The sequence below is a fragment of the Empedobacter sp. UBA1574 genome, from assembly GCF_002322895.1.
Taxonomy (GTDB): Bacteria; Bacteroidota; Bacteroidia; order Flavobacteriales; family Weeksellaceae; genus Empedobacter; species Empedobacter falsenii_B.
In genome coordinates this window covers 36940-60665 of sequence record NZ_DCOI01000018.1, presented here as the reverse complement: position 1 = coordinate 60665, position 23726 = coordinate 36940, and the positions used below count along the sequence as shown (strand labels likewise).

At 31.2% G+C, this 23726-nt stretch carries 23 protein-coding genes; 13 read left to right on the top strand and 10 right to left on the bottom strand.

What is annotated here, in order from left to right; all coding sequences use genetic code 11:
- Positions 1-12: 12 nt before the first annotated feature.
- From B3578_RS04255 to B3578_RS04240, 4 genes are all read right to left on the bottom strand, one after another.
- The gene (locus B3578_RS04255) at positions 13-1770 is read right to left on the bottom strand and encodes a M56 family metallopeptidase (protein WP_291047108.1); all 1758 of its coding nucleotides are present in this window, start codon (positions 1768-1770) and stop codon (positions 13-15) included.
- Between the two features lie 84 nt (positions 1771-1854).
- The gene (locus B3578_RS04250; RefSeq protein ID WP_171622883.1) at positions 1855-2232 is read right to left on the bottom strand and encodes a BlaI/MecI/CopY family transcriptional regulator; all 378 of its coding nucleotides are present in this window, start codon (positions 2230-2232) and stop codon (positions 1855-1857) included.
- A gap of 132 nt (positions 2233-2364) precedes the next feature.
- Positions 2365-2982: a porin family protein gene (locus B3578_RS04245; protein WP_171622884.1), complete on the bottom strand. Its 618-nt coding sequence runs from the start codon at positions 2980-2982 to the stop codon at positions 2365-2367.
- A gap of 147 nt (positions 2983-3129) precedes the next feature.
- Positions 3130-4386 carry a 3-deoxy-D-manno-octulosonic acid transferase gene (locus tag B3578_RS04240; protein ID WP_291047107.1) on the bottom strand — a complete coding sequence of 419 codons (1257 nt, stop codon included), beginning with the start codon at positions 4384-4386 and terminating at the stop codon, positions 3130-3132.
- Positions 4387-4486: 100 nt separating this feature from the next.
- On the opposite strand from B3578_RS04240, the gene B3578_RS04235 reads away from it, so the two are divergent.
- The 3 genes from B3578_RS04235 (at position 4487) to B3578_RS04225 (ending at position 7120) form a co-directional block, all read left to right on the top strand.
- The gene (locus B3578_RS04235) at positions 4487-5602 is read left to right on the top strand and encodes a DegT/DnrJ/EryC1/StrS family aminotransferase (RefSeq protein ID WP_286494721.1); all 1116 of its coding nucleotides are present in this window, start codon (positions 4487-4489) and stop codon (positions 5600-5602) included.
- Positions 5603-5698: 96 nt separating this feature from the next.
- Positions 5699-6712 carry a UDP-glucose 4-epimerase GalE gene (gene galE, locus B3578_RS04230; protein ID WP_286494720.1) on the top strand — a complete coding sequence of 338 codons (1014 nt, stop codon included), beginning with the start codon at positions 5699-5701 and terminating at the stop codon, positions 6710-6712.
- A gap of 3 nt (positions 6713-6715) precedes the next feature.
- Positions 6716-7120, top strand: a complete 405-nt coding sequence (locus B3578_RS04225; RefSeq protein WP_221854189.1) for an NUDIX hydrolase — start codon at positions 6716-6718, stop codon at positions 7118-7120.
- Between the two features lie 54 nt (positions 7121-7174).
- On the opposite strand, the gene B3578_RS04220 is transcribed toward B3578_RS04225, so the two are convergent.
- Positions 7175-7630, bottom strand: coding sequence for a copper resistance protein NlpE (locus B3578_RS04220; protein WP_219033668.1), 456 nt, complete (start codon positions 7628-7630; stop codon positions 7175-7177).
- An 85-nt stretch (positions 7631-7715) separates the two neighbouring features.
- Between B3578_RS04220 and B3578_RS04215 the strand changes: the two genes are divergently transcribed.
- Entirely contained in the window at positions 7716-8222 is a 507-nt protein-coding gene (locus B3578_RS04215) for a methylated-DNA--[protein]-cysteine S-methyltransferase (protein WP_286494719.1), read from the top strand.
- Positions 8223-8268: 46 nt separating this feature from the next.
- Here the strand turns inward: B3578_RS04215 and B3578_RS04210 are convergent, their stop codons facing one another.
- Positions 8269-8760 (bottom strand): copper resistance protein NlpE, encoded by a 492-nt coding sequence (locus tag B3578_RS04210; protein ID WP_286494718.1) that lies wholly within the window; start codon positions 8758-8760, stop codon positions 8269-8271.
- Positions 8761-8895: 135 nt separating this feature from the next.
- Here B3578_RS04210 and lipA point away from each other — a divergent pair, with 135 nt between their 5' ends.
- The 6 genes from lipA (at position 8896) to B3578_RS04180 (ending at position 14803) form a co-directional block, all read left to right on the top strand.
- Entirely contained in the window at positions 8896-9765 is an 870-nt protein-coding gene (gene lipA / locus B3578_RS04205) for a lipoyl synthase (protein ID WP_280036882.1), read from the top strand.
- An 80-nt stretch (positions 9766-9845) separates the two neighbouring features.
- Positions 9846-10634, top strand: a complete 789-nt coding sequence (locus B3578_RS04200) for a GLPGLI family protein (protein ID WP_125348637.1) — start codon at positions 9846-9848, stop codon at positions 10632-10634.
- 2 nt (positions 10635-10636) lie between these two features.
- Positions 10637-11395 (top strand): GLPGLI family protein, encoded by a 759-nt coding sequence (locus B3578_RS04195; RefSeq protein ID WP_286494717.1) that lies wholly within the window; start codon positions 10637-10639, stop codon positions 11393-11395.
- Between the two features lies 1 nt (position 11396).
- Positions 11397-12155 (top strand): GLPGLI family protein, encoded by a 759-nt coding sequence (locus B3578_RS04190; protein ID WP_038331875.1) that lies wholly within the window; start codon positions 11397-11399, stop codon positions 12153-12155.
- A 55-nt stretch (positions 12156-12210) separates the two neighbouring features.
- Positions 12211-13470: a CinA family nicotinamide mononucleotide deamidase-related protein gene (locus B3578_RS04185; RefSeq protein ID WP_286494716.1), complete on the top strand. Its 1260-nt coding sequence runs from the start codon at positions 12211-12213 to the stop codon at positions 13468-13470.
- Between the two features lie 172 nt (positions 13471-13642).
- Positions 13643-14803 carry a dicarboxylate/amino acid:cation symporter gene (locus B3578_RS04180; protein WP_286494715.1) on the top strand — a complete coding sequence of 387 codons (1161 nt, stop codon included), beginning with the start codon at positions 13643-13645 and terminating at the stop codon, positions 14801-14803.
- 63 nt (positions 14804-14866) lie between these two features.
- Here the strand turns inward: B3578_RS04180 and B3578_RS04175 are convergent, their stop codons facing one another.
- The 3 genes from B3578_RS04175 to B3578_RS04165 form a co-directional block, all read right to left on the bottom strand.
- Entirely contained in the window at positions 14867-16102 is a 1236-nt protein-coding gene (locus tag B3578_RS04175) for a DEAD/DEAH box helicase (RefSeq protein ID WP_286494714.1), read from the bottom strand.
- Between the two features lie 76 nt (positions 16103-16178).
- Positions 16179-17270: an RluA family pseudouridine synthase gene (locus tag B3578_RS04170; protein WP_115001543.1), complete on the bottom strand. Its 1092-nt coding sequence runs from the start codon at positions 17268-17270 to the stop codon at positions 16179-16181.
- Between the two features lie 11 nt (positions 17271-17281).
- Positions 17282-18250 carry a PASTA domain-containing protein gene (locus B3578_RS04165; protein WP_286494713.1) on the bottom strand — a complete coding sequence of 323 codons (969 nt, stop codon included), beginning with the start codon at positions 18248-18250 and terminating at the stop codon, positions 17282-17284.
- 91 nt (positions 18251-18341) lie between these two features.
- Between B3578_RS04165 and B3578_RS04160 the strand changes: the two genes are divergently transcribed.
- Positions 18342-19331, top strand: a complete 990-nt coding sequence (locus B3578_RS04160) for a D-alanine--D-alanine ligase (RefSeq protein WP_115001541.1) — start codon at positions 18342-18344, stop codon at positions 19329-19331.
- Positions 19319-19780, top strand: coding sequence for a pantetheine-phosphate adenylyltransferase (coaD, locus tag B3578_RS04155; protein ID WP_115001540.1), 462 nt, complete (start codon positions 19319-19321; stop codon positions 19778-19780). Before B3578_RS04160 ends, coaD begins: the two co-directional genes overlap by 13 nt.
- Positions 19781-19843: 63 nt before the next feature.
- On the opposite strand, the gene B3578_RS04150 is transcribed toward coaD, so the two are convergent.
- Positions 19844-20440 carry a ribonuclease HII gene (locus B3578_RS04150; RefSeq protein WP_286494711.1) on the bottom strand — a complete coding sequence of 199 codons (597 nt, stop codon included), beginning with the start codon at positions 20438-20440 and terminating at the stop codon, positions 19844-19846.
- Positions 20441-20542: 102 nt separating this feature from the next.
- Between B3578_RS04150 and B3578_RS04145 the strand changes: the two genes are divergently transcribed.
- Positions 20543-23725 (top strand): SusC/RagA family TonB-linked outer membrane protein, encoded by a 3183-nt coding sequence (locus tag B3578_RS04145; RefSeq protein WP_286494710.1) that lies wholly within the window; start codon positions 20543-20545, stop codon positions 23723-23725.
- Position 23726: the final 1 nt, after the last annotated feature.

Sequence of the window (23726 nt, the reverse complement as noted above, 5' to 3'; positions counted from 1 at the left end):
ATGAAATTTTTATTATTTCTTAATTTCTTTTTTTAATTCTTTTTGCCTTTTTTCAATCTCTTTTAGCATTTGTTTAGTATTTTTTTCTTGTAATTCCAGTTCTTTCTTTTTCTCCTCAAGATGTTTACTCATTTCTTTTGGATCTTCAGAATAAAATGTTTTTACAGTAAAAGTACCTAATTTTTGTATTTCGGGATTTTTGGGATCAACTTTAAATTTCGTTACTTCTCTTGCAGAATGCGGTTCTACTTTAATTGCCCACGGATTTTTAGTATCCGTTTTTACAGCTGCAATATCATAACCTCTTGCTTGCGCATTTTTTACTTGTTTTTCTATTTCTGTATTATCTACTACTTTATTTTTTGAAAAACTTAAACTATAACTATTATCAATTCCTTTTGATTTTAATTGATTCTTTAAATAAACTCTATCAATTTCAGAACTAATAATTTTGTGCTCAACAGCATTTTTATCTGTATAAATAGAATAACCATTTTTCAACATAATATTATTTTTTACTGTTGGCATTTTAGCTGTTTTTACTTTTTTATTGATATTCGGAATGTCTTTTTCTGAATTGAAAATTTTGATGATACTTGAATCTTTTTTGATAATTTCTATCAAACCTTCATTACTTCTTACAAAAACCTTGTCTATATCTTTTGGATCAATTTTTTGCAAAATTTTTCCATCCGTTCCATATAAAATCGTTGGAACCAACTCTTTTTTCAAGACAATATCTTTTATTTTGATAGAATCATTCAGAATAATATCTCCAGCATCATTCAAGATAATTTTGTTTTGCGCATTACTTTTCAAAATCGTTTTTAACTCATCTTTGGTAATCACTTTTTCTATTGGAGTTGTTGTTTTAGCTTGATCTGTTTTGAGAAGCGAATCTCTTAAAGTAGTTGCTTGATCAAGTAGAATTTCGGCTTGCGATTGAACAGGTTTTTCCAACGCTTGTTCCACTTTTTGAGCTTTTTTCTCAACTTCTTGCGCGAACGATTTTTGACTAAAAAGTACAAAAGCACTCAATATAAAAGGCAAAGAAGCAAAAGACAGAATTTTTACTTTTCGTTTTGATGTATTTTTTGTCATCATAAGTAGGCGTTTTTTAGTTAGAATAAAATTGAAATTACTTGCCATCATAGATGGATTTTGCGTTGCAATACAATCCAAAATTTGATGTTGATACGTTTTTAAATCTGAGTTTCTTTTCAATACATATTCATCTGCCAAAAACTCGTGATTTAGTTTGATTGATTTTTTATAGAAATAAATAAACGGATTGAACCAAAAAAGAATTTGAAAAATTTCAATTAACAAAATGTCCAAACTATGTTTCTGAATGCAATGCGCTTTTTCGTGATCAATTAAATTTTGATGTAAACTTTTTAGTTGCTTTTTCGGAATAAAAATATATTTCCAAAAACTATACGGTTGATTCGAATCTAAATCAAGAATATATGTAATTTCTTGATCTTTGATTTTTTCTTCAGTCTTAATTTTGAACATCAATTCGTACAAATTGTAGATAAATCTTACAAGAAATATTACGCCAACCAAAATGTAAATAACAGTCAAAATATCACCAAAATTAATTCCTTTTTCTTGTTGCAACAATTCAGGGTTTTGCATTAGAAAAGCCAATAATTCGGGCGAAATATTTGTTTCTGTCGCTGTGATAGGCAAATCAATTTTGTACAAAGGCGCGATTAACGAAAATATCAACGAAAACAACAGATAAAAACGATTGATTTTATACATGCTTTCGCGTTCCAAAAAAAGTTTATAAAACGAATATAAAAATCCGGAACAAAGAATAAATTTTATAAAAAAAGCAACCATAGGTTATTTCTTTTTGCGATCTATTTCGTTGTCAATTATATCACGTAATTTTTCTAATTCTTCGACCGACATATTGTTCGATTTTGCAAAAAATGAAGCAAATTGTGTTGCCGAATTATTAAAGAAGTTCGAAATCATTCCTTTTACTTCTTTCGAAAAATAATCATCTTTTTTCACCAAAGCATAGTATCGTCGCGAGTTTCCCATTTGCTCGTAATCAATATAACCTTTGTCGTGCATCCTTTTTAATAAGGTAGAAATTGTAGTATTCGCAGGTTTTGGATCGTCATAAGAATCGATAATATCTTTCGCAAAAACTTGTTTTCCGCTCCAGATAACTTCCATTACTTCCTCTTCTCTTCTTGATAATTTAACATTCATATCTACAACTGTATTTTTATTACTACAAATATAGAATTTAATTTAACAAGGCAAAATTGTTTTAGAATTGTTTAACGATTAAGCACAAAAAAAGGAGCAAAAAGCTCCTTCTAATTTTTTTAATTAAAGCAATTACATTTCCATTAACTTATATGCTACACCAACACTAAAGTATGTGTTTGTAATTTTGTAATTGTCGTTCATTACTTCTGGGAAATAATTGTTGATGTTTGACAAACCTTTCGTAAAACGAGCATTAATTTCTAGTTCATCACTTACTTTATAAGCAGCACCAAAATTTAATCCGAAATCAAATGTTTTGAAATTATCTACAAATTTTTCTTTTTCATTAATTTTTCCTTCTTCAGTTTTCTTTTTAGCAGAAACTAAGAAACCTAATTGTGGACCAAATTCAACATTTAATCCATCCATAATTTCATAACGTCCCATTAAAGGAATATTAATATTATGTGTAATTAATTTAGCTTTTGAGTTATCATTTGTTTTCAATCCAGCTCCTTGTTTAGAATATAATAACTCTGGTTGAAAACTAATTTGATCCGTTATCTTATAGTTGGCATAACCTCCCACATAAAAATCAGTTCTGAATTTAGTTTGATTTTGATATATTTGTCTTGAATCACCAGATAAAGTCGGGAAGTTAAGACCTCCTTTTACTCCTAAATCAATTTGCGCATTTGCTGCACTTAATCCACCGAAAAGTGCTATTCCTAAAATAAGTTTCTTCATTTTTTTATTACTTAAGTCTGAGTTATAATAATTAATTCAAAAGTAAAGTTTTATTCATACAGAAGATTGATTTACACTTTAAAAAAATCAATAATGCTTTTTTGATTCACAATTTCTGTGCCTTTTTTGTTAAAAATTGATAAAATTTTAAGATTTACAAATATCATCTAAATATTCTAAAATAATTTTAGTTGCATTTGGTGAATTTTGAACAAAATCTCCAGCTTTTTTTCCACTTTCTTTTCGGAAATTTTCATCGTTCATCAAACGATTCATAATTGTATCAAATTCATGTCGATTAGCAATAGAAAATCCTCCGCCAACTTCTATCAAATCCACAGCTTCCTGAAATTTCTTGTATTTAGGACCAAAAACGACAGGATTTCCAAATGTTACAGCTTCTAACGTGTTATGAATTCCTGCACCAAAACCTCCGCCAATATAGGTAATATCTGCATAAGAATAGACTTTTGATAAAATACCAATTGTATTTAGAATAAATATTTTCGAATCGATTAACTCTTGATTGGATGTTTTTTCTAAATCAGAAAATTTAACTGCTTTTTGGTTGATTTTATTCTGAAAAGAATTGATTTCAGCATTATTCAAATTATGTGGTGCAAAAACAATTTTCCAATCATTATTTAATTTTTGGTTGATTAAATTCACAAATAATTCTTCATCTTTTGGCCAAGAACTTCCAACAACAATTAATTTCGAATTTTGTTTAAAATCATTCATAAAATCCAATTCATTATCTTGATGAATGATCTGTTTGACACGATCAAATCGCGTATCGCCTGCAATTGTATTTTGTGTGATATTGATTGAATCCAGTAAATCTTTTGATTTTTGATTTTGAACAAAGAAATGATTTATCAAACTTAATTTTTTCGCAAACCAATTATTTCCGTCTTTTTTGAAAAAATTTTGACTCTCTCTAAAGATTGACGAAACCACTATTGTAGGAATGTTTTGCTGATGTAATTCGATAATCAAATTAAACCAATATTCGTATTTCACCAAAATCAAAATTTCTGGATGAAGCACTTTTATTAACTTTTCTGCATTTGATTTTGTGTCCAAAGGCAAATAAAAAATAACGTCTGCGCCTTGATAATTCTTTCTAATTTCATAACCAGAAGGAGAGAAAAATGAAACAGCAATTTTATGTGTTGGATAGTTTTCTTTCAATGCTTCGATCACTGGTCTACCTTGTTCAAATTCGCCTAAAGATGAACAATGTACCCACAAAACTTTATCGGTTTCTGAAATTTTAGAAGCTATTTTTTCTTCCCAATTTTTTCTTCCATCTACCCAAAGTTTTGCTTTTTCGTTAAAATTCGAAGCCAATTTTAGCGCCATTCCGTACGCCTTAATTGATGTGTTATAAAATCCTTGCACAATGTTGCAAAGTTAAAAATTTAGAATGAGCTTTTTTTGTACATTTGTTGTAATAATAACGACTTTTTAAAGTTGTAGATTTTGAAAGATTCATTAAGTTATGAAAAAAATACAAATGGTTGACTTACAAAGTCAATATCAAAAAATAAAAGGAGACGTTGATGCAGCAATTTTGAATGTTTTGGATTCGGCTGCTTTTATTAATGGACCAGAAGTAAAACAATTCGAAACTGAATTGCAAAATTACTTAAATGTAAAACACGTAATTCCTTGTGGAAACGGAACTGATGCGTTGCAAATTGCTTTGATGGCCTTAGGTTTAGAGCCAGGTGATGAAGTAATTACGGCAGATTTTACATTTGCTGCAACAGTAGAGGTTGTTGATTTATTGAAATTAAATTCGATTTTAGTTGACGTTGATTATGATACTTTTACAATTGATACAGAAAAATTAAAAGCGGCAATCACGCCAAAAACAAAAGCAATTATTCCAGTTCATTTATTTGGTCAATGTGCGAATATGGACGAGATTATGGCAATTGCAAAAGAACATAACTTATATGTTGTAGAAGATACTGCACAAGCTATTGGAGCGGATTACAAAGGTCGAAAAGCTGGAACAATTGGTCACATTGGTTGTACATCTTTCTTTCCTTCAAAAAACTTAGGTTGTTATGGTGATGGTGGAGCAATTTTTACAAATGATGATGATATTGCACATCGTTTACGTGGAATTGTAAATCACGGAATGTACAAACGTTACTACCACGATGAAGTTGGTGTTAACTCTCGTTTGGATTCTGTTCAAGCAGCAGTTTTACGTCGTAAATTACCTTTCTTAAATGATTATAACGCTGCTCGTAACAAAGCTGCGGCTTATTATACAGATGCTTTTAAAGATATTGATGCATTATTAACGCCTGTAAAAGGAGAAGACACAACTCACGTATTCCATCAATATACGTTACGTGTAACAAATGGTAAACGTAATGAATTACAAGCTTTCTTGACTGAAAAAGAAATTCCTGCGATGATTTATTATCCTGTTCCATTACGCAAACAAAAAGCGTATGATAACGGGCATTATAATGATGCAGATTTTCCAAATACAAACAAATTGGTAGAAGAAGTAATGTCTTTACCAATGCACACAGAGTTAGATGAGGAGCAATTGGCTTACATCACTTCTGCTGTTCGCGAATTTTTTGGAAAATAATTTATCCTAAAAATAATACGAAAAAGCTTCTGATTAGTTTCAGAAGCTTTTTTATTTTCCTAAATTTGATTTCACTATAAAAACTAAATATTAAAAATGAGTAAAATATTAGTAACTGGAGGTTTGGGTTATATTGGCTCGCACACAGTTGTAGCTTTACAAAATGCAGGTTATGAAGTTGTGATCATAGACGATTTATCGAACACAGAAATTGGTGTGTTGGATAAAATTACTTCTATTACTGGAACAAAACCAACTTATTTCGAGATTGATTTAAAAGATCAAGAAAAAGTAAACGAATTTTTCAAAACAAATAAAATAGATGGAATTATCAACTTCGCAGCGCATAAAGCAGTTGGAGAATCTGTTGAAAAACCGTTGATGTATTACCGTAATAATATTTTAGGTTTGATTAATCTTTTGGATGCGATGAAAGATTTTGATACAGATAATATTATTTTTAGTTCGTCTTGTACAGTTTACGGACAAGCGGATAAAATGCCTATTGACGAGCAAACTCCACTGAAAAAACCTGAATCTCCTTATGGAAAAACGAAACAAATGGGAGAGGAAATTTTAGAAGATTTCTCAGCAGCATTTGATAAAAATGTGATTTGTTTACGTTATTTCAATCCAGTAGGTGCGCATCCAACTGCTAAAATTGGAGAATTACCAAAAGGAATTCCAAATAATCTAATTCCTTATGTTACACAAACTGCAGCTGGAATCAGAGAAGCATTATCGGTTTGGGGAGATGATTATCCAACGCGTGATGGAACGGCAATTCGTGATTATATCGATGTAAATGATTTGGCTGATGCACACGTAAAAGCCGTAACTCGTTTGATCGAAAATAAAAATAAAGCAAAGCTAGAATTCTTTAATCTTGGAACTGGAACAGGATCTACGGTTTTAGAAGTTGTTCACGCATTTGAGGATGCCAATGATTTGAAATTGAAATACGAAATCAAAGAGCGTCGCGCAGGAGATATTATCGAAGCTTATGCAAATAACTCTTTAGCAGAAAAAGAATTGGGTTGGAAACCTGAAACAAAATTATCAGAAAGTATGCGTACTGCCTGGGAATGGCAAAAAAGTTTAGAAAAATAAAAGATGATTCAATTACCAACAGCGGGTTTATTAGTTATTAAAAATAATAAACTGCTTTTGACATTTAGCAAAAATAAAAAAGCGTGGTATTTACCAGGTGGAAAAATTGATAAAGGTGAAAATTCTGAAACAGCTTTGGTAAGAGAAATAAAAGAAGAATTGAGTTTGGATTTGGTAAGAGAAGAGCTCAATTTTTATTGTCATATTACAGCTGAAGCATATGGAGAACAGGATCTTTTGATGGAACAAGATTGTTTTTTGTACGATTTGAACGAAGAAATAAAACCAACAAATGAAATTGAAGCTTACAACTATTTTACTTTTGAAGAATATTTACAAGAAGAAATTCAAGTAATTGGTGTAATTAAAGTTTTTGAAAAATTAACAAAAGATCATTTATTGAACTAAAATAATTTCAAAAATAGAAGGCAATCCGTAATCGAGATTGCCTTTTATTTTTTATTATTTAGTCTTTTTCAAGATGTATTTATCTTTCAAATTTCCTGTAATTTCTTTTCCTTGTTGATCCAAAACTTTCAATCTATTTTCTTCAACTTTCAACACTAATGGACTTACATTAGAATTTAAATGTAAAACATTTCCAGAAGCATCCCATTTATAAAATCCTTCGTCTTGATAAACTGTTTCTTTTCCTAAATATTCTTGCTCAATAAAAAAGTTACCATCTTTTTTCAATTCAACAATATATTTTATTCCTTCGCAATCGGCACAAGGTAAAATTCCTTCATATTTTCCTACCCAATTCAAAGAGTTTTTAGAATTATGTTCTGCCATAGCTACAATAGCAGGAATAGCATTATCAATACTATTGTTTTTTTGTTCTTGTTGAACACCTTTTGATTGGCAAGAGAATATAATGAAGGATGCGAAAATACTCGCGAATATAGATTTTTTCATAAATTAATTTTATGATATTTTTAACAACAAATTTGATACCAAATTACGACTATATTTTTCTAACTTTCAACTAAAATTTTATAAAATGTTTCACTCAAAAAAAATACAAACACCTCTTGGAGAAATGCTTGCAATAAAGTCGGAAAAAGGAATTTGTATGTTAGAGTTTTTTGATGGAAAATCGACCGAAAAACAACTCAAAGAAATAGAAAACTTGGGTGAAATTTTTGAAAAGGATGATGATATTTTGAATCGTTTAGAAAATGAATTGAACGATTATTTTAAAGGAAATTTAAAAGAATTTACCATTCCACTTGATTTGATTGGAACAGATTTCCAGAAAAAAGTTTGGAACGAATTAATCAAAATTCCATTTGGAGAAACAAGATCATACAAAGAACAATCGATAGCTGTTGGAGATTTATTAGCGATACGAGCAGTTGCAAATGCGAACGCAAAAAACAAAATTGCAATCGTAGTGCCTTGTCATCGCGTAATTGGTTCAGATGGTACGTTAACTGGATATGCTGGCGGAAAGAAACGCAAAAAATTTTTGTTAGAATTAGAATCGCAACAATTAAACTTATTTTAATATGAAAGACAGCTTAATTACTGTCTTTCATATTGATTTAATAATCTTACTTTTTTAATAAAATGTATTTATCTGCTAATGGACCTTTGATATCTTCACCTTCTTGAGATAGGATAATTAGTTTATTTTCACCTACTCTATAAAAATGTCGATTTTTATCTTTTGTATCTAAATACAAAGCATTATTATCAGCAGTCCATTGGAAATGACCTTCATCTATTAATTTTTGGTTCCCTTTCATATATTCAGAAACTACTTTTATAGTTTCATCTTTATTTAAAGTTACAGTTGTTTTAATTCCAGCACAATCAGCACATGGTAAAATTCCATCATAAGTTCCTACCCAATCAATAGAAGTTTTCGCATTATGCGTATCAATAATATGTGTATCTGATGAGTTTATTGGTTCTTTTTGAATAGTTGAATCTTTATGATCAGTTGTTGCTTCTTCAGTTTTTATAAGTTCTTTATCTGTCTTTGTTTCGCAACTATAAATTACTGAGCTAAAAATAAGTGTAAGGATAATTGATTTTTTCATTTGTTATTGATTTTAACTGATTAAAATCCAAATAATATTCCAAAAAATGTTAAAAACTATATTTTTATTACATTTATTTAGGATGTAATAGCTTTCGAAAAAACTTTGTAAATTAGCCAATCAGAAAAGTAATGTATGAGTGTTGAGCTATTACCAGATGGAAGAGTAAAAAAACCTGAATGGTTGCGTGTAAAATTGCCTACGGGAAAAAAACATCGCGAATTAAGAGGTTTAGTTGATAAATATAAATTGAACACCATTTGCCAAAGTGGAAGTTGTCCTAATATGGGCGAATGTTGGGGTGAAGGAACTGCGACATTTATGATTTTGGGAAATGTGTGTACGCGTTCATGCGGTTTTTGTGGTGTAAAAACTGGTCGTCCAGAGCAAGTTGATTGGGCAGAACCAGAAAAAGTAGCGCGTTCTATCAAATTAATGCAAATAAAACATGCGGTTTTAACTTCTGTTGACCGTGATGATTTAAAAGATATGGGTTCTATTATTTGGGCAGAAACAATACACGCTGTTCGTAGAATTAGCCCAGGAACAACGATGGAAACTTTGATTCCAGATTTTCAAGGAATCGAAAAACACATCGATCGTATTGTAGAAGCTGCTCCAGAAGTACTTTCTCATAATATGGAAACGGTTCGTCGTTTAACGCGCGAAGTTCGTATTCAGGCGAAATATGATCGTTCGTTAGAAGTTTTACGTTATGCAAAAGAAGCAGGTCAACATCGTACAAAGACTGGAATTATGCTTGGTTTAGGTGAGTTTGAAGACGAAGTTTTTGAAACAATTCAGGAAGTTGCTGATGCAAATGTAGATGTCATTACAATTGGTCAATATTTACAACCAACGAAAAAACATTTGCCTTTGAAAGAATTTATCACGCCAGAACAATTCAAAAAATACGAAGATTTCGCTCGTGGATTAGGATTCCGTCATGTAGAATCTGGACCATTGGTTCGTTCTTCTTACCACGCTGAGAAACATATTTTATAAAAATAATTTAAATTTAATATTTAGAAGAGTTGCAATGATTTGTAACTTTTTTTTTTATTTTTAAAATATAAATTACAATTATGAAAAACTTCTTAACACTAATTATCATTTTTTCAAGTTTTGCGCAAGCGCAAGTTTATGAAGTGAAAGTAAGATTTAAACATCATACAAAGTATACTTCAGAATATATTGAAAAAGTTTTTTCAGATATTAAAAATGAAGAACAAAGAAAATGGAATATTGAACAGAATGAAAATCCAAAACCAATAGATTTTTTAATTTATTCTTCTAAAAATGAGCAAAATTCTGTTGAACAAGAAAAAATTAATAACGATCAAAATTATCAGGGAGAAATTAAAAAATCAGTTGTAGGACTGCCTTTAGGAGTGACATATTCAGATTTTAGATTGAATGAAAATTATAAAGAAGAAGATGTTTACGGTAAAAAATATATTGTCAAAAATCCAATAGAAGAGTTAGTTTGGGAATATTCAAACGAAACAAAAGAAATATTGGGTTATAAAGTTTATAAAGCAACTTCTGATTTTAAAAAATATAAAGTAGAAGCATGGTATACCAAAGAAATTGATTTTGATTTTATGCCGATAAATGTAAAACCAATTGAAGGATTTGTTTTAGAGATGAATTTATTTGTTGAAAGTGAAAAAGTTGGACGAATGGATAATATTATTCGTGTAGAAGCTATTCAACCAAATGTAAAAAAATATAAATTCAAAAATCCTCTTAAAGCTGATAAAGCTTCAAAATTACCTATTGTATCTCAACAAGAAATAGCAAAAATTTATGACGAAGCCAACAAGAAACGTAACGAAATGTATAATAACACTCAAGGAATTGATAAAAAATAAATATGAGAAAGCTATTAACACTAATTATCATCATTTCTAGTTTTGCGCAAGCTCAGTTTTATGAAGTAGAATATGAGACTCAGATTAAAGTAAAATACAATGAAAAAGGTTTAGATTTTTATAAAGAGATTTCTGATCCTGAAGTAAGAAAACAAAATATCTATCAGAATGAAAATCCTCCTGCTTTAGATTTTAAATTTATTTTGAATAAAGATGAAGCAAACGTAATTGAATTACCAAAAGTTCAGAATGGGCAAGGACAGATTGTTTTTATCAAGAAAAGTGCACCATATATGTATTTTGGAACAACTTATTTCAATCATGCAAAACAAGAAACGTTGATGCAACAAGATGTTTATGGAAAAAAATATATTGTTTACGATAATATAAATAATCTTGATTGGAAATTATCAAATGAAACAAAAAATATTCTCGGATATAAAGTACAAAAAGCAACAGCAAATTTTAATGACAGAATATTTGTAGCTTGGTTTGTTCCAGAAATTAAAACAGATTTGATGCTTATTAATTTCAAAAGTCCAGGCGGTTTAGTCCTTGATCTTGAAATTTCTTATGAAGATGGAATGGGGAAATATTTTGGAGTTTATAAAGCAAATTACATCAAAGAAAAACCTAAATTCAAATTTATTGTTCCGACAAAAGGAAATAGAGTTTCGAGCGATGAATTAGAGAGAATTTGGGATGACCTTGATAAAAAAAGAAATGACGCTAACAATCAAGGAATAGAAAAAAAGGACTAAAATGAAAAAAATAATCGCACTAATTATTCTGATTTCTAGTATCGCAAATGCTCAATTTTATGAAATTGAATACGAAGTTCAACCTCAAATTCATTTTACGGATAAAGCTTTAGAAAATTTGAAACAATATTATCCAGATCAAAAACAAAGAGACGAAGTTTTAGAAATGTCTAAAAATATTCCTTCGATTAATTATCAATTTTCCTATAATAAAACTCAAAGTCAATCAGTGAATATTCAAAAAATAGATAATTCTCAGCAAGCACAAGGAGGTTCAATGGGAATTAGTCCAGATATAGGAGAAAAACCAATTTTTGATTACAAAGAGAAAGTTTTTTACAATGAAACAGATTTGTTTGTAAAGAAAATGATCATTTATGATTCGCTTAATTATGTAAATTTTACTGATACTGGAAAAAGTAAAACTATTCTTGGAATCGAAACCAAAGAAGCAATCGGGAAATACAAAGATGTTGATGTTATTGCTTGGTATGCGCCTTCAATTCCTTATTCGTATTCGCCAGATAAATATTATGGTACAAAAGGTTTGATTTTAGAATTGAATTATAAATACACGAAAGATGATGTAGAAGTGATGATTTCGTGGAATGCGACAAAGAAAAAAGAATTAAAAAAAGCACCAATTTTTACAATAAATAATAAGTTACAAAAGGTATCCTATTCAGAATTTATGAGAATGATTGAAGAGGATAATCAAAAACAGCGCGAATTACATAATCAAGGTGTAGATAGAAAATAAAATCATATAAATAATGAAATCAAACTTGCTTAACTTTAAGCAAGTTTTTTTATGTATGAAAATTAAAGCGACATTACTCACAATTGGTGACGAGATATTAATTGGTCAAATTGTAGATACTAATTCTGCATTTATCGCCAAACAATTGAATACGATTGGGATTGAAGTGGAAGAAATTATTTCTGTAAAAGATGAATTGCAACATATAATTGAAGGATTTCAACGTAGCATATCAAAATCAGATATTGTAATTGTAACAGGAGGTTTAGGACCGACAAAAGATGATAAAACCAAAGCAGCTTTGTGTCAATTTTTAAATTGTGAATTGGTTCAAGAACCTAAAATTTTAGAAAGTATTGTTCAATTATTTGTTGCCAGAGGTTACTCAAAAGAGTTAAATAGTTTGAATCAAGATCAAGCGTTAATTCCAGAAAAGTCTATATTTATTCAGAACAAATATGGAACAGCACCATGTCTTTGGACTACAATTAATGATAAAATTATCATCAATTTACCAGGCGTTCCTTTTGAAATGAAAGGTTTGATGCGTGACGAAATTATTCCAAAATTACAAGACCAATTTCAATCAGAAATTATTGTTCATCGTGATATTTTGGTGAGTGGAATTCCTGAAAGTGATTTAGCAATTTTGTTAGAAGATTGGGAAAATAATTTGCCCGAATTTATTCATTTGGCGTATTTACCGAATCGAACTTCTATTGATTTACGATTTTCAGCGTTTGGAACAGATAAAGAATTTTTACAAAATGAAATTCAACATCAGATTAATCAATTCAAATTAATTGCAGGAGAATTTCTAGTTTCTGAAAATTCAGGAAATGCGCAACAAGTTTTGGGTGATGTTTTAAAAGAAAAAGGATTGACAATTTCGACTGCCGAAAGTTGTACTGGAGGAAATATAGCAAGTTTGATCACATCTGTTTCGGGAAGTTCTGCTTATTATTTCGGAACTATTGTTTCATACGACACTTCGGTAAAAGTAAATTTGCTCAATGTAAATCAATCTGATATTGATGAATTTACAGTTGTTTCGGAAAAAGTTGCTGAACAAATGGCTAAAGGTGTTCGAAATCAATTAAAAACGGATATTAGTATTTCTACAACTGGTGTCGCTGGTCCAAACAAAGGCGAAGATGGAAAAGAAGTTGGAACGGTTTGGATTTCTGTTACAAATGGTCATTCAACATTGAATAAAAAATATTTTTATCCCTATTTAGATCGAGAAGAATTCATTAAAATTGTTTCCAATAATGCGCTGAATTTAGCAATTCAGTTTGTGAGAGAGGAGTGTTAAAATAATGACTCTTGGGCAAACCAGAGTGATATGAAAAGATTATAAATAGAAATCAGAGTGATAGTGTATTTTTTAATGTCATATAATTTAGTGAAAAAATTTAAATATTTCCAAAAATATATTTAGTCTATTAAATTAATAGAGTTTATATTTGTCGCAAATTTTGTGTCAAATGTTAAAAAAGATTGCGAGCAATACATTATTTCGATTGCTTTTGGGTGTGATTGCCGGTTTGGTTTTAGGAAATTATCTGAACGAAAATACAATTCAAGTTGTTTTATCCTTAAAATATTTTACAGGGCAATTAATTTTCTTTTTGGTTCCGTTAATTGTGATTGGTTTTATCGTTTCTTCAATTACGAAATTAAGCGAAGGCTCTGCTAAAATAGTAGGTTTTTCATTATTAATTGCATATTTATCTTCAATAGGAGCGGGGTTATTTTCGATGATTGCAGGTTATCAAATCATTCCAAATTTATCTATTCCAACTTCAGTGGATTCGTTGCGAGAAGTTCCAAAAATTTTATTTCAATTAGATATTCCGCCAATTTTTTCGGTGATGACAGCGTTGGTTATTTCGTTGATGCTAGGAATGGGAATTTTGATTACAAAAGCGAAGGAATTAGAAAAGATTTTTGATCAATTCAAAGATATTGTAATTCTTTTGGTAAATAAAGTTTTGATTCCGATTTTACCTTTTTTCATTGCTGCAAATTTTGCAATTTTGAGTTATGAAGGTTCTATTGAAAAACAATTACCAGTTTTCTTGAAAGTAATTTTAATCGTTATTATTGGTCATTTTATTTGGATGACATTAATGTATACAATCGCAGGATTTTATCATAAAACAAATCCATTCAAACTACTAAAACATTATCCTCCTGTCTATTTAACGGCTGTTGGAACAATGTCATCTGCTGCATCTTTGGGTATTGCTGTGAAAGCAGTTGACGATAGTAAAGTAATTAAACCAACGATTGCTAATTTTACGATTCCATTTTTCTCGAATACACATTTATGTGGTTCGGTTTTGACAGAAGTTTTCTTTGTGATGACGGTTTCGCAAGTATTGTATGGTCATATTCCTGATTTAGGAACAATGGTAACTTTTGTTTTGCTTTTAGGCGTTTTTGCAGTTGGTGCACCAGGAGTTCCAGGTGGAACAGTTGTCGCTTCGTTAGGATTAATTTCAAATGTTTTAGGATTTGATGAAGCTGGAGTAGCTCTAATCTTGACTATTTTCGCATTGCAGGATAGTTTTGGAACGGCGTGTAATATTACAACTGATGGCGCATTGAGCATGATTGTAGATAAATATGCTGATGAGAAATAATTTTAACTCAACTATGAAAAATATAAAAAAAATCACTTCATTTCGAAGTGATTTTTTTTTGCTTTATTTTCTTCTTCCTCGATGAGGATTCTTTGGTTTCGTATCTTTTTTGGGTTTAAAACCTGTATTATTTTTCTTGAAATTATTATTGTTACTATTTGCGTCAGGTAATTTATAAAACTCTTTTGGTGTTTTAATCACCGTCACATAATTACCAATCAATTTCTCAATATTTGCCAAATCACCTCTTTCGTCAGCAGCACATAAAGAAATTGCTTTTCCTTCGCGTCCCGCACGACCAGTACGTCCGATTCGGTGTACATATGTTTCAGGAACATTCGGTAATTCGTAATTGATCACATAAGGTAATTGATCAATATCGATTCCACGAGCAGCAATATCAGTGGCAATTAATACTTTTAATTTTTCTTCTTTGAAATCATTTAAAGCACGTTGTCTTGCATTTTGAGATTTATCACCATGAATTGCCGCAGCAGGGATTCCTGCTTTTTCCAAGTGTCTTACCAAACGATTTGCGCCGTGTTTTGTACGTGTAAAAATCAAGGTACGATCTTCTGGATGCTCGTTTAAAATGCTAACCAAAAGTTTTACTTTCATGTCTTTGTCTACATGATAAACAAATTGCTCAACTGTTTCGGCAGTCGAAGAAACAGGTGCCACGCTGACTTCTTTTGGACGACGAAGAACTGAATGAGAAAATTTTCGAATGTTTTTTGGCATCGTTGCCGAGAAGAAAAGTGATTGTCTTTCTTTTGGAATGATTTCTAAAATCTTTTTGATTTCATGAACAAATCCCATATCCAACATACGATCGGCTTCATCTAAAACAAAAATCTCTATTTGATTAATTTTTAAATGTCCTTGTCCAATCAAATCCAACAAACGACCAGGCGTTGCAATTAAAATATCAACACCATTTTTGATGGCTCCAATTTGTGGATTTTGATTAACACCTCCAAAAATCGCTAAATGTTTTAATGGTAAATTTTTACCATATAATTTAAAACTTTCGTTGATTTGAATGGCTAATTCACGTGTTGGCGTTAAAATTAATGTTCTAATTTTTCTTCCTTTACTCGGAGAATTTGTTAAGTTTTGTAGAATAGGAATTGCGAAAGATGCTGTTTTTCCTGTTCCTGTTTGTGCACAACCAATAATATCATTTCCTTCTAAAACTAAAGGAATAGATTGCTCTTGAATTTCGGTTGGTTCTGTATATCCAGCCTCATCAATTGCTTTTAAAATTGGTTCAATTATATTTAATTCTGAAAAATTCATTGATTAAAATCGTGTAAGTTTTTATATAGAAATAGATAAGCACTTCCGTAGAAGTGCTTTATAATTAAAAATAAATCTATTCCATTTCTTTTGCGTTGCGATCAATTTTTTCCTCAGGTTCTGTTGCATGAACAGAGTTTGCCGAATAATTTCTCCAACGTTCTAAAATATCTATCATATCAGCAGGCATCGGGGATTCGAAATACATACGTTCTCCTGTTGTAGGATGATCAAATCCTAATGTGCGTGCGTGTAAAGCTTGGCGAGGACAAGCAGCGAAACAATTGTCAACAAACTGTTTGTATTTGTTGAATGTTGTTCCTTTCAAAATGCGATCTCCACCATAACGAGCATCATTGAATAATGGATGACCCAAATGTTTGAAATGCGCACGAATTTGATGTGTACGACCAGTTTCTAATTTACATTCGACCAATGTAACATAAGAAAAATTCTCCATTACTTTATAATGTGTCACAGCATGTTTACCTTGATCTCCATCAGGAAAAACTGCCATTTGCATACGATCTTTTAAGTGTCGACCAATATGTCCTGTAATTGTTCCTTCTTGTTCTGCCAAAACTCCCCAAACCAAAGCATTGTATAAACGGTCTGTTGTGTGAGCTGCAAATTGTTCTGCTAAACTTGTCATCGCAACTTCTGTCTTCGCAATAACCAAAAGTCCGCTTGTGTCTTTATCGATACGGTGTACCAAACCAGGACGTTCCATCTGATCTGACATTGATGGTAAATTATCAAAATGAAACTTTAAGGCATTTACCAAAGTTCCTGTATAATTTCCATGTCCAGGGTGTACAACCATTCCAGGTTCTTTATCAATTACGACAACTTGATCATCTTCGTAAATAATTTTGATTGGAATATCTTCTGCTATAACTTCATTCTCGCGTGGAGGAGTTTCTAACATAATCTGAATAAAATCTCCAGGCTTTACTTTGTAATTCGATTTTACAGATTCATTGTTCACTAAAATGTTTCCGTTATCGGCTGCTTGTTGAATTTTATTTCTTGTTGCGTTCTCAATTCTAATCATTAAGAACTTATCTATACGCAATAACGATTGACCTTTGTCAACCGTTATTGAAAAATGCTCGTATAATTTATTGTCGTTTTCCTCTTGTAAGAAATCTTCTAAATCTTCTGTCATTTATTCTCTTTCTATTCTATAATAATCTCTTCTGGAGCTTTAGGCGCTTCTGTAGGCTTTTGTTGCTCTGTAGGCTGATTATTTTGTTGTTGCTGTTGTTGCATATCTTTGATCTGCTGTTCAGCTTTTTGTGTTATAATATCTCTATATTGAGAACCGCTAATTGTATCTTCGCCAAAGTTTTTGTACTGAACATCCAATTCTTTTAACTGCGTTCTAATTTTATCGCGAGGTTCTGTTGATAACCAAATATCAATTGGTTGACCTTGATCGTAAGTATCCGTAGCAAATGGGAATTGATAAACAACTCTTGCGTTGATTGTATCATGAGAAGCTCCAATAAATTTGATTTGACCAATCTCGAAGAAATTATCTTTGATTGATTTTTTAGCTTCTGTCAATGTTAAATTAACCAAATTAGGCATTCTAACACCAGATAACATTCCGCGTCCTAATACCAAATCAACTGTCGCAAAACGAGGTAATTGTTCTCCTGCTTTTACAATTTTTCCGTTGTATAATATTTTAAGAACTGCATCTTTTGCTAAATCTGGTTCGTAAATTATTTTTCCAATTTTAAGACCAGAAATTTCTAATTGTGTAAAGGCTAAACGTTTTGATTTTCCAACTAAATCTGGTAATTCAACTGGACGATATGTTTTCGGATTTGACTTAATAAAGATACGACGACCTTCTTTTACACGCGATTCTGCTGCAGGATAAAAATCCATAATAGCAAAAGGTTTCGTATTTGGATCAAAACGAGAACTATCTACTTCGTATGTCAAACCAAGTTCTTCTAACTTAGCTGTAGCATCAGTAATATTCATTTTAGATAAATCCGGAACTTCAACAAATTCATTGTGATTTGTATACGAATCTAACCAAATGTTAAAAATAAAATGGTAAAGCCCAAATGATAGCGCTATTACAATAGCTACATTCAGCAAAACTTGAATGATTGATTTTACTCCTTTCATTGAAATGATAAATTGTCGCACAAATATAGTTTAAAAATAATATTTATGATTGATGTCAAAGTTCTATATTTGAATAAATTTTAAATTAAACATGTTAAGAGTAGCAGTTGTAGCAGGTGGATATACGGATGAAAGCGTGATTTCGTTGAAAAGTTGCGAGTTAATTTACTCAAGTCTAAATCCAGAAAAGTACGACAGAACAAGGGTTCGAATCTTAAAAGAAGGTTGGTTTGCCGAAATTGAAGGCGAAAAATATCCAATCAATAAAGGTGATTTTTCATTTGAAAAAAATGGAGAAAAAATTACGTTTGATGTCGTTTTTAATACAATTCATGGTACGCCAGGCGAAGATGGTTATTTGCAAGCGTATTTTGAAATGATTGGTTTACCATACAATGGATGCCCTTTTTATCAATCTGCCTTAACATTTAATAAAAAAGATTGTATCGCAGTATTGAGTAAATATGGAATTCCACACGCGAAATCAATTTATCTTAATCAAGGAGATCAATATTCTGCAAAAGAAATTATCGATCAAGTTGGTTTACCTTGTTTCGTGAAACCAAATCGTTCAGGATCTAGTTTAGGAATTTCGAAAGTTCATAAAGAAGATGAATTTGAAGCTGCAATGCAAAAAGCTTTTCTTGAAGATAAAGAAGTTTTGATCGAATCTTTCTTAGATGGAACTGAGATATCGGTCGGAGTTTTAAATTACAAAGGAGAAACAATGGTGTTGGGAATTACAGAAATTGTTTCGCACACAGAATTTTTTGATTATGATGCAAAATATAATGGTTTGTCTGACGAAATTACACCAGCTCGTTTAACACCAGAAGTTGAAGCAAGAGTAAGAGAAATTGCGGCTAAAGCATATAAATGTATTAATATGTCTGGTTTTTCGCGTTCAGAATATATTATTGTAAACGGAGAGCCGCATTTTATTGAAATGAATACGTTGCCAGGTTTTTCTCCTGCAAGTATTTTTCCTCAGCAAGCTGCTCATGCAGGAATTGCTTTGGAAGATTTGATGGATAGTGAAATAGAATTTGCTTTAAATAGACCTTCAGCATGGATAGAATAGCCGTTTTTCCTGGATCTTTTGATCCAATTACTTTAGGGCATTTAGATATTATAGAGCGTGCAGTTCCTTTATTTGACAAGATTATTGTTGCTATCGGTACAAATTCATCAAAGAATTATATGTTCTCTTTGGAGCAAAGAATTAAGTTTATTGAAGATTCGGTTGCGAAATTCGAAAATGTAGAAGTAATGGCTTACAAAGGTCTGACTGTCGATTTTTGTGATGAAGTAAATGCACAATTTATTTTACGAGGACTTCGTAATCCAGCCGATTTCGAATTTGAGAAAGCGATTGCGCACACAAACCGAGCAATTACCAATCATAATATCGAAACAATCTTTTTATTAACATCTTCTGGTAAAGCTTACATCAGTTCAAGTATTGTTCGCGATGTTATGCGAAACGGAGGGAAGTATGAGATATTAGTTCCAGATGTTGTGAGGATTTAGAATAACGTTATATAATATTATATATAAAACGAGAGCATTATATAATGCTCTCATTTTTATTTTCTATAAATCTAAGCTTAATTGATCTGGTAATAATTTAAATGTCATTCTATGATAAGGAGTAGCTCCATATTCTTTTATTGCTAAGCGATGAGCTTTTGTTGGATAACCTTTATTTTTTTTCCAATCGTACATTGGAAATTCTTCGTGGATTTTTTCCATATATTCATCACGATACGTTTTTGCTAAAATAGATGCTGCCGCAATATTCATATATTTTGAATCACCTTTTATAATACACTCGTGTGAGACATCATGATATTTATTAAAACGATTTCCATCAACAACAATCAAATCTTTCGGACAATCTAATTGATCTATTGCTCGATGCATAGCCAAAAAACTAGCGTTTAAGATATTTATTTCGTCAATTTCATTTGGCCAAACAATTCCAATTGCCCAATATTTAGCATTTTCTTCTATAAATGTTCTCAACGAATTTCTTTTCTTTTCAGATAATTGTTTTGAATCATTAATAATTTCATTTTCAAAATCATTTCCCAAAATAACGGCTGCTGCTACAACCGGACCACTTAAACATCCTCTTCCTGCTTCATCGCAACCTATTTCATATTCGTGATTTGATAAAACTTTGTACAATTTTTTATATTTTTAACAAAGTTATCAAAATTTAGCATAAAAAAGTTTTGTAAATGTTATAGAAATCTTAAGTTTATGAAAGTTTTAAAAATGTTTTAACAGATGAGGAGAAATTTAAAAAACTTGTTTGTATTAGGAGGTATTCTTTTAGGAACTTCATTATATGCGCAAGAAAAGACTGTTACAGGAACTGTAACAGACTCTGATGGACTTCCAGTAGCTGATGCTGTTGTAAAAACAACATCAGGAAAAGAAGCTTACACTGACGAAAATGGGGTGTTTAGTATTGAAGCTAAACAAGGAGATTTAGTAACAGTAGAAGCAATGGGATTACCAACTCAAACTTTTTCAGTTGGTGCTGGTTCAGAATATAAAGTAACTCTTAAAGCTTCTGATACAGTAGAGTTAGAAGGGGCTGTAGTAACCGCATTAGGTATTACACGTGAAAAAAAATCATTAGGATATGCTTCGCAAGAAGTTAAAGGAGATGTGATTTCTGCTGCAAGAGGGAGCAACCCTTTAAATTCCTTATCAGGAAATGTTGCAGGTTTGTCAATCTCTAACAACTCTGGTAACTTAGGAGGGTCTACTCGTATTGTTCTTAGAGGGTTACGTTCTATTACTGGAGAAAATAGACCATTGATAGTTATCGATGGTATACCAATGAGTAACAACAACGTTAATGGTTCTGGTGCTTCAAGTGGTAGTGGAGGTCGCGATTATGGAGATGGGGCTTTTGATATGAACCCTGATGATGTTGAATCAATCAACGTATTGAAAGGTGGTCCAGCATCTGCTTTATATGGGTCTCGTGGTGCTAATGGTGTAATTATGATTACGACTAAAAAAGGTAAAAAAGGTCGTGATGAAATAACTATTAACACGGGGGTTTCATTTGATCAAGTAGCAATTAGTCCTAAGCTTCAAAAATCTTATGGAGGTGGATCTAAGGATACGTTTAGTAAAATTACAGTAGATGGAAAACAATATAATATTGTAGAGTATCAAATGGATGAATCTTGGGGGCCAAAATATAATGGTCAAATGGTTCTTCATTGGAATGCATTTAATCCTGAAGATCCAACAAACTATATGGTTGCAAGGGAATGGAAAGCTCCAGCTCATGACGTAGATTCATTCTATAATACAGGTATTACTTATACTAATTCTGCTAGTTTTTCAAAATCTTATGAAAATACGAATGCAAAATTAGCAATATCTAACATTAATCAATCAGGTATTATTCCTAATTCATCATTAAAAAGAACAACTCTTAATTTAGGGATTGATAACAAATTTGGAGATAAATTTCAGGTTTCTGGAGATATGAATTATGTGAGAACAGATGGATTTAATCGTCCTGAGTTTGGATATGGAGATAATTCAGTTATTCAGAAGTTCTATCAATGGGGACAACGTTCGTTAGATTTTGCTGCTTTAAAAAATTATAAAAACAGTAAAGGAGAACAATTATCTTGGAACAGAACTGCTTGGAATAATGCCACACCATTATATTCTGATAACCCATATTGGATTATTAATGAGAATACTTCTGACGATAGACGTGATCGTTTTTATGGAAACGTAAAATTAAGATATGACATCTTACCAGGGTTGTATGCAACTGGAGCTGTTTATGGAGATCATTATAACTTACAAATTCAAGAAAGAGTTGCAGTAGGATCTCAAGCGACATCAGGATATAGTTTATATACTCGTCAATTTACAGAGATGAACTACGAAGGGCGTTTAAACTATGAAAAGAAATGGACTGATTTTAGTGTGAATGCTTTCGCAGGGGTTAATAGACGTCATGAGACAAGATCTAATGTAAATGCAGCTACTTCAGGAGGATTAGTTGTTCCAAATTTATATTCGTTGTCTAACTCAATGGCATCACCAACTGTATCTAATTATAGATCTAAGAAAAGAGTAAATTCTGTATTTGCAGGTGCTTCTTTTGGATTCTATGATGTATTCTATTTAGATGTAACAGCTCGTAATGACTGGTCATCTACTTTACCAGAAGCAAATAACTCGTATTTTTATCCTTCAGTATCTGGAGCGTTTGTTTTCTCAAACTTGATTAAACAAGATTGGTTAACATTTGGTAAAATTCGTGGAGGTTGGTCTCGTGTAGCAAATGATACAGATCCTTTCAATTTAATTGATACATATGCTAATTCTACGTTTACAGGAACTACAAATTTAGGAGATCCTTATTATTTATTACCATTAGCTAAAGCAAATAAAAATTTGAAACCTGAGATGGTAGATTCTTGGGAGGTTGGTTTAGAAATGCAATTCTTTAAAAATCGTTTCGGATTTGATGTTACTTATTATCAACAAAAAACAAACGACTTAATTGTACAAAATACAACTCCTGCTGAAACTGGGTTTACTGCTAAATGGTATAATGCTGGGGTAATGGAAAATAAAGGTATTGAAGCAATGGTGAAGATTACACCAATCCAAACTGAAGAATTTTCTTGGGATTTTGCATGGAACTTTGCAAAAAATGATAACAAAATTGTAGAATTATACGGAGACTTACAATCTATTACATTAGCTCAAGCACCATTTAAAGCTGGGGTTTATGCAATGTTAGGTTCTAAATATGGTCAAATCCGTGGAACTGACTTTATTTATGATGATCAAGGTAATAAAGTAGTTGGGGCTAACGGATTGTATTTATCTTCTGGCGTTAAGAATTTAGGTTCTGTTTTACCTGACTATAACATGGGATTCCGTAACACATTTACTTACAAAGGTGTTTCTTTATCTGCGTTAGTAGATGTGCAAAAAGGAGGTAAATACTTTGCTTTAACAAATATGTGGGGTATGTACTCAGGTATGTTAGAAGAAACAGCAGCAAATGGAGTGCGTGAAAACGGTGTAATTTCTCAGGGTGTTACTGGTTCAGTAAAATCAAATGGAGATGGAACTTATACAGTAACAAATACAGCAGAAAATACAAAAGTTGTTGATGCATCTTCATATTTTGGAAATTATTATTCAGGACCAACATCTCAAAACGTATTTGATTCTGATTACATCAAATTAAGAGAGGTTACTTTATCATATACTTTCCCTAAAAAATGGGCTGGACCATTTTCTAATGTAGTTGTATCTGCATTTGGAAGAAATCTAGCTACATGGGGGTTAGATAATAAGAATTTTGATCCAGAAGTTGCTACAGGAGGTTCAGGAAATGTACAAGGATTAGAAGGAGGGTCTTTACCTTCAACAAGATCTTTTGGTATGAATCTTAAATTACAATTTTAAT

Bases quoted from the DNA above. Each gene is read 5' to 3' on its own strand.
- B3578_RS04170 (WP_115001543.1), bottom strand. From the start codon at position 17,270: ATGACAGAAGATTTAGAAGATTTCTTACAAGAGGAAAACGACAATAAA.
- B3578_RS04255 (WP_291047108.1), bottom strand. From the start codon at position 1,770: ATGTATAAAATCAATCGTTTTTATCTGTTGTTTTCGTTGATATTTTCG.
- B3578_RS04250 (WP_171622883.1), bottom strand. From the start codon at position 2,232: ATGAATGTTAAATTATCAAGAAGAGAAGAGGAAGTAATGGAAGTTATC.
- B3578_RS04190 (WP_038331875.1), top strand. From the start codon at position 11,397: ATGAAAAAAATAATCGCACTAATTATTCTGATTTCTAGTATCGCAAAT.
- B3578_RS04200 (WP_125348637.1), top strand. From the start codon at position 9,846: ATGAAAAACTTCTTAACACTAATTATCATTTTTTCAAGTTTTGCGCAA.
- B3578_RS04210 (WP_286494718.1), bottom strand. From the start codon at position 8,760: ATGAAAAAATCAATTATCCTTACACTTATTTTTAGCTCAGTAATTTAT.
- B3578_RS04160 (WP_115001541.1), top strand. From the start codon at position 18,342: ATGTTAAGAGTAGCAGTTGTAGCAGGTGGATATACGGATGAAAGCGTG.
- B3578_RS04225 (WP_221854189.1), top strand. From the start codon at position 6,716: ATGATTCAATTACCAACAGCGGGTTTATTAGTTATTAAAAATAATAAA.
- B3578_RS04245 (WP_171622884.1), bottom strand. From the start codon at position 2,982: ATGAAGAAACTTATTTTAGGAATAGCACTTTTCGGTGGATTAAGTGCA.
- B3578_RS04145 (WP_286494710.1), top strand. From the start codon at position 20,543: ATGAGGAGAAATTTAAAAAACTTGTTTGTATTAGGAGGTATTCTTTTA.
- lipA (WP_280036882.1), top strand. From the start codon at position 8,896: ATGAGTGTTGAGCTATTACCAGATGGAAGAGTAAAAAAACCTGAATGG.
- B3578_RS04165 (WP_286494713.1), bottom strand. From the start codon at position 18,250: ATGAAAGGAGTAAAATCAATCATTCAAGTTTTGCTGAATGTAGCTATT.
- B3578_RS04185 (WP_286494716.1), top strand. From the start codon at position 12,211: ATGAAAATTAAAGCGACATTACTCACAATTGGTGACGAGATATTAATT.
- coaD (WP_115001540.1), top strand. From the start codon at position 19,319: ATGGATAGAATAGCCGTTTTTCCTGGATCTTTTGATCCAATTACTTTA.
- galE (WP_286494720.1), top strand. From the start codon at position 5,699: ATGAGTAAAATATTAGTAACTGGAGGTTTGGGTTATATTGGCTCGCAC.
- B3578_RS04215 (WP_286494719.1), top strand. From the start codon at position 7,716: ATGTTTCACTCAAAAAAAATACAAACACCTCTTGGAGAAATGCTTGCA.
- B3578_RS04195 (WP_286494717.1), top strand. From the start codon at position 10,637: ATGAGAAAGCTATTAACACTAATTATCATCATTTCTAGTTTTGCGCAA.
- B3578_RS04235 (WP_286494721.1), top strand. From the start codon at position 4,487: ATGAAAAAAATACAAATGGTTGACTTACAAAGTCAATATCAAAAAATA.
- B3578_RS04180 (WP_286494715.1), top strand. From the start codon at position 13,643: ATGTTAAAAAAGATTGCGAGCAATACATTATTTCGATTGCTTTTGGGT.
- B3578_RS04220 (WP_219033668.1), bottom strand. From the start codon at position 7,630: ATGAAAAAATCTATATTCGCGAGTATTTTCGCATCCTTCATTATATTC.
- B3578_RS04175 (WP_286494714.1), bottom strand. From the start codon at position 16,102: ATGAATTTTTCAGAATTAAATATAATTGAACCAATTTTAAAAGCAATT.